A 15,566-nucleotide genomic window follows, 5' to 3' on the forward strand; every position below is an offset into this window, starting at 1 on the left:
GGATTCCGAACGACCTTTGGAGGCGGTCTGTCCGCCCACAGTAACGAGGCAGTATCCGAAACGCCGACGTGGTGAACACGAATCCTCGAAGGGTTCGTCTCGTGCCTGTCGGCCTGAGTAAGCCCAAAGGTAACTCCAAATCCGCTAACGCACCAGCGACCTTCTGCTGGCAAAAACAACAGGAGAGGGTCAACGGCGCCGAGGATAGGAGTAACGGCCATTTGGCATGGCCAGACAGCCACCGACCACGACGACTGGGTTAAACGAGCTCCCGTAAAGTGGCGGCGTCCATGGTTGCGAACCTGAAACTCCCACCGCTCGGGATTCCTCCGCCTTCAGGCGGAGGAGGATGTCAAAAATACTCAGTCGCCGCCGCGGCCGCCGTCCGCCCGCTCTTCAGCGCCCCCTGGATGGACGACCACTCCGTGTAGTCACCGGCGAGGACGACCGGCCCCTCCGGATCGTCCACGTCCGGGAGATTGGCGTGGACCCCCGGCGGCTGCGCGAACTGCGCGAACCGGATCCGGTGGACGTCGAGAGTCTCCAGTCCCTCGAAGTCACGCTCGGGGTACCACGCCTCCAGCGCGTCGCGGACGTCGTCGCGGAGGTCCGCGTCGTCGCGTTCGAGCGCCTCCTCGCCGAGGAACGTCGCGGCGAGCAGCGCCCGGTCGTCGGGCGCGTACTCGGGCGCGACCTCCGACATCGGGACCACGGCGTTGGGGGACTCGATCGCGGCGTTTAGCAGGATCCGCTTGCCGGTCTCGAGCGACTCGCCCGCCGGGAGCGCGTACCAGCCGGTGACGTTCGGGACGCCCTCGGTCGGGACCGACTCGACGCCGGTGAGCCGCCGGGCCTCCGGCGGCGAGGTCGCGACGACGACCGCGTCCGTCTCGCGGGTCGAGCCGTCCGCGTGTTCGACGGTGGCGCCGTCGGCGTCGCCGCTGCCGGTCCGGAACGGGATCCGGCCCCCTCCCGCGACGCGGACCGAATCGACGTCCTCGCCGGTCCGGATCTCGACGCCCGCCTCGCGGGCGCGGTCGGCGAGCGCGGCGGGCAGCGCGGCCATCCCCGCGGCGGGGACGCCGATCGACCCGCGGCCCATCGCGCGGAACGTGTATTCGAAGACGTGCTTCGAGGTCGAGAGGGTGCGGTCGAGGGTGATCCCGCCGTAGAACGGCTCCACGAAGTTCGTCACGTAGTCGTCGGCGAACCCCCAGTCGCGGAGGTACTCGCCGATCGAGGCGTCCGAGCCGGCGAAGAAGTCGTCCTCCTCGCGGTTCGCGAGGTCGTACCGGAGCGCGAGCGTCCGGAGCTTGTCCGAGAAGGAGACCTCATCGTTCAAAAGCGAGGGGAGCGCGGAGCGCGGGTCGCGGAGGGGGTCCCCGAGGGTCGAGCGCGAGCCCGGCCGGCAGATGGTCGCGCCCGGGGCGAACGTCCGCATGTCGAGGTCGTCGAGTCCGTCGGCGCCCAGCTCGCGTTCGACCGCGGGGTAACTGGAGAAGAGGACCTGAAAGCCGCGGTCGAGGGTGAAGCCGTCGACCGTCTCCGTCCGCACGCGCCCGCCGACCTCGGGCCGTCGCTCGTACAGCGTCACGTCCGCGCCCGCCTCGGCGAGCCGCGTCGCCGCGACGAGCCCCGCGAGCCCGCCGCCGACGACCGTGGCGTCTCCGTTCATACGTGACGTATCGGGTCGCGGGTTTATAAGCGGCGGCGGGATTCGCTCGCGGGTAACCGAGGGAACTGAACGCGTGGGACAGAGACTGACGTGAGGCACGCATAAATCCGCTACGACGATACGAAACGCCTGGACGGCTCCTCCGGAATCTCGGAGGACGCGTTCGATCTGCCCCTTCTACTCAACAGATTTAATCTGTCAAAAATTCTGTGTGAGAATCATCACTGGTTCGCAACTCAGTTATTGACGATTTTAACTGAGATTCATCCGTCAACAATGAGTGTCTCACTCTACCTCCTGTAAACCTACGCTTAGGCTGTATAATCTAGTTATGGGTCATTACGGCGATACTCTCAAATCGATCCAGAATAGTGAGATATATAACAAGATGAGTCCGGAACCCACGTCTCCCGACCACGGAGCCGACGCGTTCCTCGCGCGCTTGGCGATAGAGGGTCCAGCACCGGTCCTTGCCGCGGAAGCCGCCACCGGAACCGTCGTGGCGGTAAACGAGGCTGCGACCGAGCTGTTCGGTCGCAACCGGTCTTCGCTTATCGGGATGCACCAGACCGAACTTCACCCTCCAGAGAGCGAGACGCGCCATCGAGAAGGGTTTCAGGCGGTCCAGGACGGGCGGGAAGAACACGTCCGTGCCGACGCGGAGGAGCCGGTAACGATTCTGCGTGCAGACGGGTCGACGGTGCCCGTCGACGTGCGGTCAACGACGTTCACACACGCGGGCACCGAGTACGTCCTCGGAATCTTCCAAGACGCCAGCGAACGCACGGCGAACTTGGCTCGGCTCGAACAGCAGGCGGCCGCGATGGACCTGACGACCTCCGGTATCGCGTTATTAGACGGTGACGGTGAGTACACGTACCTCAACGACGCCCACGTCACGATGTTCGGGTACGACGACGCCGAGGAGCTGCTCGGCGGGACTTGGCGGCAGATATACGCGGACGACGTCATCGAACGGATCGAGGCCGAAGTTCTCCCGGTCGTCGAGGAGACCGGGTCGTGGGACGGAGAGTTAGTCGGCGTCAAACGGGACGGCACGCCGATTACACAGCGCGTGTCGCTCGCACAGCTTCCCGACGGGGGAATCACCTGCGTGAACCTCGATCTCACCGAACAAGAACGCCGACTCCGTCGGCTTGAGGAGACACGCTCGCTCGCCGAAGAGCTGATGACTGCTGACGATTACGAGGACGTGATCGATACTGCGATCGAGGGCGTGACGGAGATTATTGATCGGCCGTTCTCCGGGTATTGGGCACACGAACCTGCTGGGACGGATACGGCGAACCCGACAGGAACCGCGGAGACCGCGGCCGACGTGCTCGTTCCGGTGTCTGTCTCCAGTAGCGGAGCGTCGATTGTCGAGGCGGTACCGCGGTTCCGCCCCGGTGAATCGCTTGCGTGGGAGACGTTCGACGCTGGGACACCGGCATACTATCCGAATGTGGCCGCCGAGGTGGGCGTTCACAACCGGGAGACACCAATCGGTACCGAATTTATCGTCCCTATCGACGACGATGGCGTGTTTCTCGTCGGATCGCCGGAAACGGACGATCTCGCCGAGGACGAACGTGAGATCATTTTGATCGTCACACAGTACCTCCAGACGGCAATCGAACTCGTCGCGCAGCGACGTCAACTACGTACTGCGCGCGACCGCATAGCGTCTGAACGCAATCAGCTCGAACGCGTCATGAATACAGTCCCGCAGCTGATATTCGCGAAGAACACCGACGGCGAATTCCTGCTCGCGAACGAAGCGGTCGCCGACGCGTACGGTACTACCGTCTCGGACCTGATCGGTTCGACTGATGCCGACTACACGGCCGAGCCCGACGAGGTGGACGCATTCACCGACGACGATAGACGGGTGATCGAGACCGGCGAGCCGCTCCATCGCACCGAGGAGACGCTGACCGACGCCGCGGGCAACGAGCGGGTCTTAGAAACGTGGAAAATACCATTCAAGCCGGCCGACAGCGATGAGGACGCGGTACTCGGCGTCGCCAACGACATCACCGATCTCACCGATGCGCGTGACGAGCTCGACCGGCAGCGCCGGTTGACGAACCTCTACGCCGTGAGCAACCGTGTATTCAAATCAACGGATCCGGAAGACGCGTTTGACGCGTGCGTCGAGGCGGTCGCCGACGTGGTGACGGCCGATGAGATCGCGATATACGACCGCAATACGTCAGAGGGGGAGCTGGTTCGGCTCGCGACCGCGGGAGACAACTCCGAATCACGTAGCCGACGGCGAATTCTTCCGGGCGAGACGGACCTCTGGCGCGCGTTTACCGAGTCCGACACGTGCTGGCTCCCGGCCGACGCCGTTATCGACGCGGGCGGCGCGGCCGAGAAGCAGGCACTCGTCACACAGCTCGGTGATACGAGTCTGTTGAGCGTCGTCGTCGACGAACGGGACGAGACGTTGGAATCGTTTATTCGGGCGGTGAGCCAGCAAGTCTCGGCAGCACTCACACAACTCCGTCAGGAAACATCGATAGCGGGGCTCTCGAATGATGTCACCAGAACCCAGCGGCAAGCTGACCGCTACCAGAACCTGTGGGAGGGGGTGGTCGACGCCATTGAAGCGATTGTGACTGCGGAGACGTCGGCGGCAGTGCGTGAAGCAGTTGTCGACTTCGGCGATCGTGTGGCGGAGTACGCGTTTGTCGGGACGTATGATCCGGTCGCAGAGCGGATCGATCCTGTCGACGTGTCCGAGGCGGGTGGACCGGCAAAGCTGTACAAAAACGACGAGCAGGTGTTCCCCGCGATTATCGCCGCATCACAAAACGAACAACAGCATGTCGTCGACGGACAAGAGACTGAGGGAACTGACGGTGAGTGGCTCAACCGACTGCTCCATTTCGGCTACCGAGAATCGTTCGCGGTTCCGGTGAGCCATTACGAGACCGTCCATGCCGTCGCCGAGTTTATCAGTACAGATGCCGAGCGCTTCACCGAACCAGAACGCCAAGCGGTTGGTGCGGTTGCGGACGCCGCCGGAATGCGCCTGTCAACGCTTGAGTCTGCGAACGCGTCGAACGCACCGATCGCCTTCGACCTCGAGTGTCGGGGCCCATCGCCGCTCTTTCCGGGCCTCTCGACGTCCGGTACGATTGTCGTCGAACACGTTGCGTTAACGGGTAGGGAGAACTTTCACTTAACGGGTCGCGTCGACGGCTACACCGAGACCGCGTTTCGTGATTACGTCGCGGCGACGCCGGGCCTCGAACTCGACAGTATTGACTCGATCGATAGCAGCGTCCACGAGATTGCCGTGCGGATGAGAGATACACCGGACCGGTCGCTGGCCTCGGTTCGCGACGTACTCATGCGGACAGACACACAACTGAGCTGTGTCCGTTCCCGCCCGAACGCTGACGTTTTGGAGTTCTGGACCAGGGACCCGGGGGTGATCGGTCGGGTCCGCGAGGAGTTGTCTACCGTCTCCGATTCGTGTCAGCTCGTCTCGAAGCGCCATCTGTCCGGGTCATCCGGTAGACGCGACGAGTCGGCCGGGAGTACAGAGTTGACGAGAAGACAGCGGGAGATCGCCGAGACAGCGCTCCAAGAAGGATACTATGATGATCCGCGTGGTATCAACGGTGCCGATCTCGCCGACCGGTTCGACGTGTCCTCGTCGACGCTCCACCAGCATCTGCGCGCCGCGGAGTCGAAGATCATCCGCGGATTCTTCGAGTGACGAACGATTGTAAACGATTGCTGAGGCACGGATATATTCGGTATCTATTCTGTCTGCCACATATCTTCGGGCGTAGAAATAGTATTGACACTGAAAGAATAGAAGGTATGATTTTGGGACGGAATGACGCGCCGCAAATCCCGGTGAAGGGCCTTTTATACCCGATACCGACCGAAAGAGGTGAGACAGAATGAGTGCCCGGCCGTCCGAGTTGACTATGATGGTGTACGAGTATCTGAACTGGCCCACTGAAGCCGCCGCGACTGCGACGAGTGAAGACCGTTCGTCATGGGTCGACTCTTCTGTCTACGTCGACGACTACGGGAACAAGCTGGTCGACCGGCTTCTTGCAGCCGAAAGCCACCCCGGTGAGGCCTTCGAAGCCGTTTTAGACCCGTCTCCAGAGACGATCGCACCGGCTTTCATCGCCGATGTTGCGGTCCAACACGACGATATCGTTGGATTTGCTGCGCCGAGCTCCCAACTATATGATGACCTGTTTTACGCCATGTACGCGGCGATGACCGAGACGGGCGCAGTGTTGACTACCAAGTACCCGCGCCATGAAGTTCGCTCGCGGCTCTCAACGATGGACCCGTTCGTCATCGATTCCACCCCCGGTGCCGAGACAGACGGCGGTGTTGACGTCGCGACTACCGACTCCGGACCGGTCCGGTGCGGCGACCTCACCTCACTCGGTGTCGCCGCCGAGCGCGCGACGACGCGGCTCGCGACGGGTGACCGAACGGGAACGTTCGCGATCGCGACGCTGACGCAACTGCTGGCGCATCACGACTCGGCTGCGCTTGACAGGTTCCTTCACGAACTGGTCGGCCAGTGGCGAAATCAGGGCGTCGGCGGACTCGTCCACCTGCCACCAGCGAGCGACACCGACGGCACCGACTGGTTCGGGTCGGCGCACTTCGATTACGTCTTAGAGATGCGAACCGCCGACAGCCAGATAGAGGCGCGAGTGGGTGGGAAGCGAGACGTTGCGCCTACATGGCAAGTGGTTGGCTCGTCGCCGTACTCGGATAGTGAAGTGTCGGTCCAAGCGGACAATCGACGAAGACGGCCGCGGTTCACCCCGGAGTAAATACGGTGAGACTGCGCTTTGTTTTGCCGACCCTTCCACACTCCTCGCAGTTTGTACGGTGCGCCCCCTAGGACATCTGCTCAGGTGCGACTAAAGCCGGATTGCGGTTTACTGACGACGTCGGAACGCGAAGCACGACTTCGGTACCTGTGTCGGTCACCTCTACGTCGATCTCCCCGCCGAGCACCGAGACTAACATCCGAATTAGCCAGATCCCGAGCCCGGAACCGTGTTGTAACGGCGTCTCTTCGCCGGTGACGAGTACCCCCCGCTCGATATCTGGCATGCCAGGCCCGTCGTCGGCCACGACGATCTGGAGCCAGCCGTTGTCTGCCTGTTTCACCGACACGTTGACGTATGGGTCTGCTCGGTCTCCTGCGGCCACCGCGTTCTTTATGGCCTCGGTAAGCGGGTGTGTAAGCCACCGTGAGACAGTCCCGTCGGCCGCGTCGATAGAGACAGCGATCGTTGCGTCCGGATTGTTCTCCTGTGCCGCTGTTGCGGCCGTTTCAGTGACCTCAGCGATGTTAACGGTCGACTCGTCGTGTGGTATCTCCCGTATCGCGCGATCGATCACCTGCATTTTGTTCGTAAGCCGTTCCCACCCGTCGAATATACGCGTCAGTCGGCGGAGATGATCCTGACGACAGTCGGCGTCCGGTTCCTCGGCGAGTATCGCTGTCCATCCCACGAGTTTATTTAAATCGTTTCGGACGTTGTGTCGGACGACCCGCTGGAACACCTGTAAATGCTGTCGCTGTCGCGTCTTCACGGTGATATCTTTCCCTTCAACCGCGATCAGCGTGATTTCACCAGCGGCGTTACGAATCGGCTTGAACGACACGTCGATGCGTGCGAGACCGTCTGAGCCCTGTAGTTCTCCTTCGGTCTGGACGAGTTCACCGTCACCCGCGTGGTTGACCGCCTCACAAACCGTGAGCCCGTGGCTCGGGTCAAGGTTCAGCCACGGGAATTTGTCGATCGGTTCACCAACTATTGTCGACCGATCAACGCCGATGCGTGTAACCAGCGTATCGTTCACGTCGGTCACGATTTTGTTGGGGCGGACTAACGCAGTAAACTGGTGCGGGCTGTTAAACACTGCCTCCAGTCGCCGAGTGTACTTCTCGCGTTCAGAGATATCGATGAACAGCACATCGGTACCTACGACTTCGTCGTCGACGGTGCGCGGGATCGCCCGTAACAGACACGGGACCGTGTCGCCGTCCGTCGTCACGAGCGTGCGTTCCGCAACGGTGAGATCGCCGCTAAGCGCGCGTTCGTAGCCGTCTGTCTGGAGCGAATCGGCCGAGCTATCGTCGTAAAACTCGCTGAGCGGCTGTCCAACCACCATCTCGCGCTCGTACCCCAGCGCATCGGAAAACGACCGGTCACAGGCCTCAATGACCGCTTCGCCGCCAACGGCCCGAGTTTGAACGAACAGCAGCGGGCCCTGATCAAACAGTTTCGACGCCCATTTCACACGCTCGGAGCGCTTCGTCGCGTCTCGCCCCATCGCCAGCACACTGGCGGAGCCATTACCGGCATCGCTCGCAACGGTGTGTAGATCTATCCACGTGACTTCGCTGTCATCCGTCCCGATTCGTATCGTCTCAGCAGCCGGGTCGCCGGTCTCGATCGGGCGCCGTAAGGCGTCAGCGGCACGCTCGCGGTCCTCCGGGTACACTATTGCTTGCCACTCGTCTATCGTCGTCGGGCTCGCTCCGACCGCCTCTCGTAAAGTGGCGTCTAACGTGACTGTGTTGGTACTGAAGTCCCACTCACCGATGCCCGTCTCCGTCCCGCTAAGGACGAGTTCCAGCCGCTCAGTCTGATCTCTGAGCTCTCTGATCCGCCGCCGTTGCCCGGTGATATCGTGTTGAACCCCGATGTAGTTTGTCACGATTCCGTTCGCGTCTCGAACCGGCGTCACGGAGAGCTTCGCCCAGTACGGTTCACCCTCCGCGGTGTAGTTTCTCAGCTTAGTCGTTATCGGCTGCTCGGTTTCGATCGCCGTACGGATGCGTTTTGTCGTCTCCGAATCTGATCCGGGGCCTTGGAGGAATCTCGGGTTTCGGCCGAGAGCCGCTGACCGCTCGTATCCGGTCAGCTGTACAAACTCCTCGTTGACGTACACCAACGGGTTCCCCGGTTGGGTCGGGTCCGTAATCTGGATGCTGGTCCCTGCTTCGTCCAGCGCCCGCTCTTTTAATGAGAGCTCGCGTTCCCGCGCTTCACGGTCGGTCACGTCACGCACCGTACAGACCATTCGGGATGGAGTGACCATCGTCAGCGAAAGCTCTGCCGGGAACGTCGTTCCGTCTGGCCGACTTCCCGTTACTTGCCCCTGCCAGTGACCACCGCGTTCGAGCGCGTCGAAAGCTTCCTTCTCGATCCGTGCCGCTTCATTCGCAGCGTATAGCTCTCGCCAGCTTCGACCGAGCAGCTCCTGTTTGCTGTCGAATCCGTACATGTCGACGTGCGTCCGGTCGATATAGACGTACGCCTCGTCGTCAAGGATGGCGACGCCATCGGCGGCGTCCTCAATCGCCTGTTGAAACGCACCGAGGCGGATCTCCGAGGCGATCTCGCCCGTCGGGTCACGGGTCTGGGAGCTGATACGGTCAAGTGCCGCGGCGAGTAACCCTGCTGCTCGCTCGAGAACGTCGCGGACACCGGACTCGTCCAACGCGGTCGCGAGATCGTGGTGATTCCACCCAACCGACAGCACACGCTCGGAATCGACCGGAACGAAAAGTTCCTGACGCGGAAGCCAGCGGTTATCGTTCGGTGAGATTGGTCCGGCCACCCCGTCAGTTCGAACCGGCACATCAGCCGTGAAACATCGCTTGATCAGAGCTGCGTCCGGTGACGGGATTCGAGCCGACCGGCCCGTATCGCGTTCGGAACTGAACAATGGTGGGGACAGCTGTTCGGGCGATCGGGCGTTCTCAAGGTTGCCACCATGCTTGTTGCGGCATCGCCACACGGTAATCGCTGTGTCCCCCAGTGTGGTACGGACCGCAGTCAGTGTCCGATCAATAGCGCCGCCTACTGTCTCTTCCCGGTTGAGGTCGACGCCGAGGTTGAACAGCGTGTCACCGATCACCTCGTCACGACTGGTCATCTGTCCGTGTTGCCAGCGGTTCAGCCGAAGACGACTGGGCGGTCAGGTCGTCAATCGATGTCTGAATGGCCCAGAGCCGCTCCACCACCGCCCAGAGCGGATCAACGAGTTCAGTGTCCGACGTGTTGCTAGCGGCGGTCCAGACGTATTCTTCGGCCTCGGCGAACGCCGCTGCCGCCGCCTCGAGAGCCGCTTCGGTCGATTGCTGTGCGCGTGCGTCGGCTGACAGTCTATGGTGCGCTGGCCGTGTGCGGAACGCGTCTGCGTCGACGACCTCGATCCATCCGTCATGTGTCACAGTCACGAATACATCGTCGTATCGAAACGAAAGAGCCCCCTCTTCAATACGCGTTGTCGAACTACCTGGACCACCAAACAGCTGGTTGATCGTGTCGGGGTCAACGAATTCATCGAGACGTCGAAGCTTCTCCGCATCTGTGTTTTTAAATTCGGAGACAGCAGTGAATACTGCGTCGAGTGTCGACTGAATAGCCGTCGGGTCAAAGCGAATTACTGACGATTTCGAGTTCATAGGTCTATTGACATACATAAATAGCCGATCAACATGTTTCGTTTCGCGGACCACTCCGGCTCTCACGGCCCATACCGGATATGTACGTGTGCGCGACTCTCGACGGACGTCCGCTCGCACACACCACGAGACAACTGCGACTATCGATCTGCTCGGCGTCGCCGTCAAGGCCGCGCGACTGGAGGTAGAAGCTGTCCTCGTCGCCGGAGCCCGGCTGTAAGCGAGAGCTCCGCTCTCCCCTAGTCAGTCGCCCTCCGCGTTGCTCCGGACGACTGACTCCCTCGCGCGTGCTGTCGCCGGCGCGACGCGCCGGCTTCCAAAGGGACCTTCGGTCCCTCGCGGCTCGACCGCAAGGCGGCCTCGCGGGCACGCGCCACCGCACGTTCGGGGAGTCAGTTCTATGGCGGTCCACCGTCGAGTGCGAAGCGATTAGTCGCCGCCGCCGCAAGGTTCGGTATGGCTGACTTCGAGACCACGCCGGCGTTTCGCGGGCTGGAGAGTCGGGCGTCGGGACGCGTTCACGAGACCGCCGACGCGGCGGAAATCGACGCCGACGAGCGGGCGCGCGGCCTCGACCCCGTCTACGACTACGACGCGGTCGACCCGGACGACCTCTTCGACCCGGCGGCGCGAGGGGCGAGCGGCGACGCGCGGACGGCGCCCGCGACCGCGAGGGGCCACTGGCGCTTCGACGCGCTGTTACCCTTCCCGGCCGAGCGCGCGCTCACCGCGGGCGAGGGCGCCACGCCGCTCGTCGCCACCGAGCGGCTCGCCGACGAGTTAGACGTCGACGCGGTGTACGTCAAAGACGAGGGGCGCAACCCGACGGGGACCGTCCTCGACCGCGGCCTCTCGCTCGCCGTGACCGCGGTGGCGGGCCGGGCCGCGGACGGGGCGGACGTCGAGCCGCTCGTCTGCGCGAGCCCCGGCAACGCCGGGCAGTCGATGGCGGCGTACGCGGGCCGGGCTGACCTGCGCTCGTACGCGTTCGTCCCCTCGCGGTGCGCCTTCTCGAACAAGTCGATGACGAACGTCCACGGCGGCGAGATGCGCGTGGTCGGCGGCCGCTTCCCGGACGCGGCCGACGCGGTCGACGAGCAGCTGGCGACCGACTACACCGACCTCGGCGAGTTCGCCACGCCGTACCGCCACGAGGGCGCGAAGACGGTCGCGTTCGAGCTCGTCGCCGACCTGGGCGACGCCCCGGACGTCGTCGTCGTCCCGACCGGCTCCGGCGAGGTCGTCGCCGGGGTTTATAAGGGATTCTCGGAACTCGACCGGATCGGCGCGATAGACGGGACTCCGAAGGTCGTCGCCGCGCAGGCGTCCGGCTGCGCCCCGATCGCGGCCGCGGTCGAACGCGGCCTCGACGAGCCGGAGCCGTGGTCGACCCCGGACACCATCTGCGGCGAACTGGAGATCCCGGACCCAGCCGGCGGCGCCGCGGCCGTCGAGGCAGTCACCGAGAGCGGCGGGACCGCGGTCGGCGTCGACGACGACGAGATTCTCGCCAGCGCGGTCGCCGTGGCCCAAAACGAGGTCGTCGAGATGGGCGCGGCGGGCGGCGCGGCCCCCGCCGGCGCGTGGGCGCTCGCGGAGGACGACTTCTTCGACGGCGACGAGACCGTCGTGTTGCTCAACAGCGACGCCGGGCTGAAGACCCCGGACATCCTGCGCAGCCACCTGATGGGCCAGGGTATTTAAAAGGAAACCGCCGGTTCGGACCGAATCCGATTCAGTCGCGCCGCGCGAGCAGCCCGGTCGCGAGCAGCGCGAGCGCGGCCGCGACGACGCCGAAGCCGGGCGACTCCGCGCCCGTGTCTCCGGCACTCTCCTCTTCGTCCGTCTCGTTCCCGTCATCGCCGTCCGTCGGCTCGCTCCCCTCCTCCTGAAGCTCGACCACCGCGTTCGAGAGCGTGTCCGTCGACTCGATCACGCTGCGCGGCGCCGGCTGGTTGAGGTAGTTCACGTTCATCACCACGTAGCTGCCCTCGGCGCCCGCGGTCGTGCTGGCGTACGGCTCCTGCTCGAGGATGGCGGCCTCGGGGTCGGTGACGATGATCAGTTCGGGGTCCGTCTCCAATATCACCTCGTCGGAGAGCTGCGGGTACGCCTCGTACTCCGAGGCGACGTTGTCCGTCCCGCTCGCGGTCATGATCGAGTCGATGAACGTGTTGTTCGCGGCGACGTAGCCGCCGCCGAGCGGGTACAGCGCGGCGGGGCGGTCGAGGTCGGCGGTCCGCTCCTCTGCGGTCTCGACCGCGTCGTACATCTCCTCGTTGGTCTCGCTCGCGGCGTCGCACGCGCCGACGAGCCGGCCGATCGTCTCCGTCTTCTCCGCGATGTCCTCGATGGAGGTCGCCGCCGGGAAGTGGTAGACGGTCAGCCCCTGCTCGCGGAGCGGCTCGACGTCCGCCGCCGAGGAGTTCGGCGCCAGCACGAGATCGGGCTCTGTGTCGACGACGCGCTCGACGCTCGCGCCGAACTCGGCGGAGACGTTCGCGCGCTCTTCGGCCCCGTCGAGGTAGAACGCGAACTGGCTCACGCCGACGACGCGGTCCTGCTCGCCGAGCTCCCACAGCGTCTGCGCGGCCGACGGATTGAGCGTCGTGATCCGCTCGGGACGCTCCTCAAGCGTCACCGTCTCCCCGGTGGCGTCGGTCTCGTTGAACGGGAACCCGCAGGCCCCGTCGGTCTGTGCGGGACCGCTTCCCGTTCCGCTCGCGGCCCCGACTGCCGGCCCCGCCTCCGCGTTCGGCTGCGCGCCCGCAGTCGGTCCGTCCGTCGATATCGTCGGCTGTGCGCCCGCAGCCGTCCCGGCGACGCCGCCGATCAGGGCGGTCGTCACCAGCAGGGCCATCGCGATCGCGAAGCTGTTTCGCATCGGATCGACGACCGGCCTCGTCCAATAAGTATTTACCTACTACAAGTTGTGTTGGAGAACGTATGCGACCGTGGGTCCGCTCGGCGGCGTGGTCAGCGGCGGTAGCCGCGCTGCTGGCGGTCGTCGTCGTCGGCAGCGCCGCGATCGGGCCGGTCCGGATCCCTCCGGAGACCGTGGTGAAGTCGGTGTTGAACGCGCTTTCCGTTCCCGCCGGGATCGAGACGAGCGCGAGCGGCGTCGGCCCCCTGTCGGTCCCCGGCGTCGGCCCGCTCACGCTGCCCGGCGTCGACCTCGCGTTCGCGTCGCCGTTCGCGTTCCCCGTCGACTCCGTCCACCAGCGGATCGTCGTCGGCGTGCGGCTCCCCCGCATCCTACTGGCCGCGCTCGTCGGGTTCGCGCTCGCCGCCGCCGGCACGGTGATGCAGGGCTTCTTCCGTAACCCGATGGCGGACCCGTCGATCATCGGCGTCTCCTCCGGGGCGGCGGTCGGGGCGGTGGCGTTCATCGTCTTCCCCGCCGCGCTCTCGGCGACCCTCGCGCTCCCGCTCGTCGGCCCCGTCGAGGTCGGCCTCTCTCGCGGGGCGGGGACCAGTCTCTTCGCGTTCGTCGGCGCGCTCGTCGCGGCCTTCGGCGTGTACGCCATCGCGACGCGGGGCGGTCGGACCCCCGTCGCCACCCTCCTCCTCGCCGGCGTCGCGGTCCAAACGTTCCTCGGCGCGGTCGTCTCCTACCTCCAGCTCCAAGCCGGCGAGTCGCTCCGGCAGATCGTCGCGTGGCTGATGGGCCACCTCTCGGGCGCCGCGTGGAGCGAGGTCGCCGTCACCGCCGCCGTCGTGCCGCCGCTTTTCGCCGTGCTGCTCGCGTACGCCCGCGACCTCAACGTCCTCCTGCTCGGCGAAGAGGAGGCCCGCGGGCTGGGCATCGCGGTCGAGCGCACCAAGCGCGTGCTGCTCGCCGCCTCGGCGCTCATCACGGCCGCCGGCGTCGCGTTCGCCGGCGTGATCGGGTTCGTCGGGCTCATCGTCCCGCACATGCTCCGGCTCGTCGTCGGCCCCGACCACCGGGTGCTGCTCCCGACCGCGGCGCTCGCCGGCGGCACGTTCCTCGTCGCGGCCGACACGCTCGCGCGCTCGGCGGCGGCGGAGTATCCGGTCGGTATCGTCACCGCCGCGGTCGGCGCGCCCTTCTTTGTCTACCTGCTCGTGACGCGGGAGGTGACGGAGCTGTGAGCGCGGACAGCCCCGTATCGCTCCCCGACACGGCGCTCTCGCTCGGCGACGCGCCGCTGCTGTCGGCGTCGGACGTGGCCGTCTCGTTCGGCGACCTCGACGTCGTCTCCGGCGTCGACCTCCGCGTCGAGCCCGGCTCGCTCGTCGGCCTCGTCGGCCCGAACGGCGCCGGGAAGACCACGGTGTTGCGCGCGGTGACCGGCGCGGTCGAACCGGACGCGGGGACCGTCGAGATCGGCGGCGACCCGGCCTCGTCGCTGTCGGCCAAGGCGGTCGGGCGCCGCGTCGCGAGCGTCCCGCAGACGACGAACCTCGCGTTCGACTTCCGCGTGCGCCACGTCGTCGAGATGGGGCGGACGCCGCACCTCGGCCGCTTCGACGCGCACGGCGTCGAAGACGACGCCGCGGTCGACGCCGCGATGGCGGCCGCCGACGTCGACCGGTTCGACGACCGGTCGATCACCGCGGTCTCGGGCGGCGAACGCCAGCGCGTGCTGCTCGCGCGGGCCTTAGCGCAGGCGGCCCCGCTCCTCCTCCTCGACGAGCCGACCGCCAGCCTCGACGTGAACCACGCGGTCGAGACGCTCGAACTGGTCCGCGCGTTCGTCGACGACGGCGACCGCGGGGCGATCGCCGCGATCCACGACCTCGACGCGGCCGCGCGCTACTGCGACGAGGTCGTCGTCCTCGCGAACGGCGGGGTCCGAGCGGCCGGGCCGCCCGAATCGGTGCTGTCGGCGTCGGCCGTCGGCGCCGCCTTCGACGCGGAGGCGTTCGTCGGCCGCAACCCGGCGACCGGGACGCCCGCGGTGACGGCGTTCCCGCACAGCGACGTCGAGAGTCGGCGCGTCCACGTGGTCGGCACGGGGCGCCCCGCCGCGCGCGTCGTCGCCCGACTGGCCGCCGCGGGCCACGAGCCCTCGGTCGGCGTGGTCCCCGCGGGCGACGCGGCCGCCGGCGCCGCCGCTGACGCGGGCGCGACCGCCGTGACGGCGCCGCCGTTCGAGGGGCCCGCCGAGGCGACGATCGCGGCTGCGCGCGACCTTGCGGCCGACGCGGATGCGACGCTCGCGGTCGGCGTCGAGCGTTCGGGGGACGGCGCGAACGACCCGACCGGGAGCGACCCGACCGGGAGCGGCCCGACCGTGAACGGCCCGCCCGCGAACGGCCCGAACGCCGAGGTCGCGGCGGCCGCGGACGACGTCGTTCCGGTCGCCGTGGACGTCGGTGACGAGGAACTGCTCGACGCGGTCGCGGACGCCGCTGCCGAGAAGGAGTGATCCCGATTTC

General features: G+C 65.6%; 9 protein-coding genes. 5 read left to right on the forward strand and 4 right to left on the reverse strand.

Features of this window, described 5'->3' with window-relative positions; all coding sequences use genetic code 11:
- Window positions 1-352: 352 nt before the first annotated feature.
- On the reverse strand, window positions 353-1,675 hold the full coding sequence (locus F3H13_RS12720) for an NAD(P)/FAD-dependent oxidoreductase (protein ID WP_149799393.1): 1,323 nt from the start codon (window positions 1,673-1,675) through the stop codon (window positions 353-355).
- A gap of 388 nt (window positions 1,676-2,063) precedes the next feature.
- Between F3H13_RS12720 and F3H13_RS12725 the strand changes: the two genes are divergently transcribed.
- Both F3H13_RS12725 and F3H13_RS12730 read left to right on the forward strand, forming a co-directional pair.
- Window positions 2,064-5,408: a PAS domain-containing protein gene (locus tag F3H13_RS12725; RefSeq protein ID WP_188128068.1), complete on the forward strand. Its 3,345-nt coding sequence runs from the start codon at window positions 2,064-2,066 to the stop codon at window positions 5,406-5,408.
- Window positions 5,409-5,625: 217 nt separating this feature from the next.
- On the forward strand, window positions 5,626-6,504 hold the full coding sequence (locus F3H13_RS12730) for a DUF7504 family protein (RefSeq protein WP_149799395.1): 879 nt from the start codon (window positions 5,626-5,628) through the stop codon (window positions 6,502-6,504).
- A 67-nt stretch (window positions 6,505-6,571) separates the two neighbouring features.
- Here the strand turns inward: F3H13_RS12730 and F3H13_RS12735 are convergent, their stop codons facing one another.
- Window positions 6,572-9,631: a PAS domain S-box protein gene (locus F3H13_RS12735; protein WP_149799396.1), complete on the reverse strand. Its 3,060-nt coding sequence runs from the start codon at window positions 9,629-9,631 to the stop codon at window positions 6,572-6,574.
- Window positions 9,618-10,163: a HalOD1 output domain-containing protein gene (locus tag F3H13_RS12740; RefSeq protein WP_149799397.1), complete on the reverse strand. Its 546-nt coding sequence runs from the start codon at window positions 10,161-10,163 to the stop codon at window positions 9,618-9,620. Before F3H13_RS12740 ends, F3H13_RS12735 begins: the two co-directional genes overlap by 14 nt.
- A 456-nt stretch (window positions 10,164-10,619) precedes the next feature.
- On the opposite strand from F3H13_RS12740, the gene F3H13_RS12745 reads away from it, so the two are divergent.
- A complete protein-coding gene (locus F3H13_RS12745) occupies window positions 10,620-11,867 on the forward strand; it encodes a pyridoxal-phosphate dependent enzyme (RefSeq protein ID WP_149799398.1) in 1,248 nt (415 codons plus the stop codon).
- A gap of 31 nt (window positions 11,868-11,898) precedes the next feature.
- Here F3H13_RS12745 and F3H13_RS12750 read toward each other — a convergent pair whose 3' ends face one another.
- Window positions 11,899-13,047, reverse strand: a complete 1,149-nt coding sequence (locus tag F3H13_RS12750; RefSeq protein WP_149799399.1) for a PGF-CTERM-anchored ABC transporter substrate-binding protein — start codon at window positions 13,045-13,047, stop codon at window positions 11,899-11,901.
- Between the two features lie 62 nt (window positions 13,048-13,109).
- Between F3H13_RS12750 and btuC the strand changes: the two genes are divergently transcribed.
- Window positions 13,110-14,276 (forward strand): vitamin B12 ABC transporter permease BtuC, encoded by a 1,167-nt coding sequence (btuC, locus tag F3H13_RS12755; RefSeq protein ID WP_149799400.1) that lies wholly within the window; start codon window positions 13,110-13,112, stop codon window positions 14,274-14,276.
- Entirely contained in the window at window positions 14,273-15,556 is a 1,284-nt protein-coding gene (locus F3H13_RS12760; protein ID WP_149799401.1) for an ATP-binding cassette domain-containing protein, read from the forward strand. Before btuC ends, F3H13_RS12760 begins: the two co-directional genes overlap by 4 nt.
- Window positions 15,557-15,566: the final 10 nt, after the last annotated feature.

The sequence above is a fragment of the Halorubrum xinjiangense genome (genome assembly GCF_900102375.1).
Taxonomy (GTDB): domain Archaea; phylum Halobacteriota; class Halobacteria; order Halobacteriales; family Haloferacaceae; genus Halorubrum; species Halorubrum xinjiangense.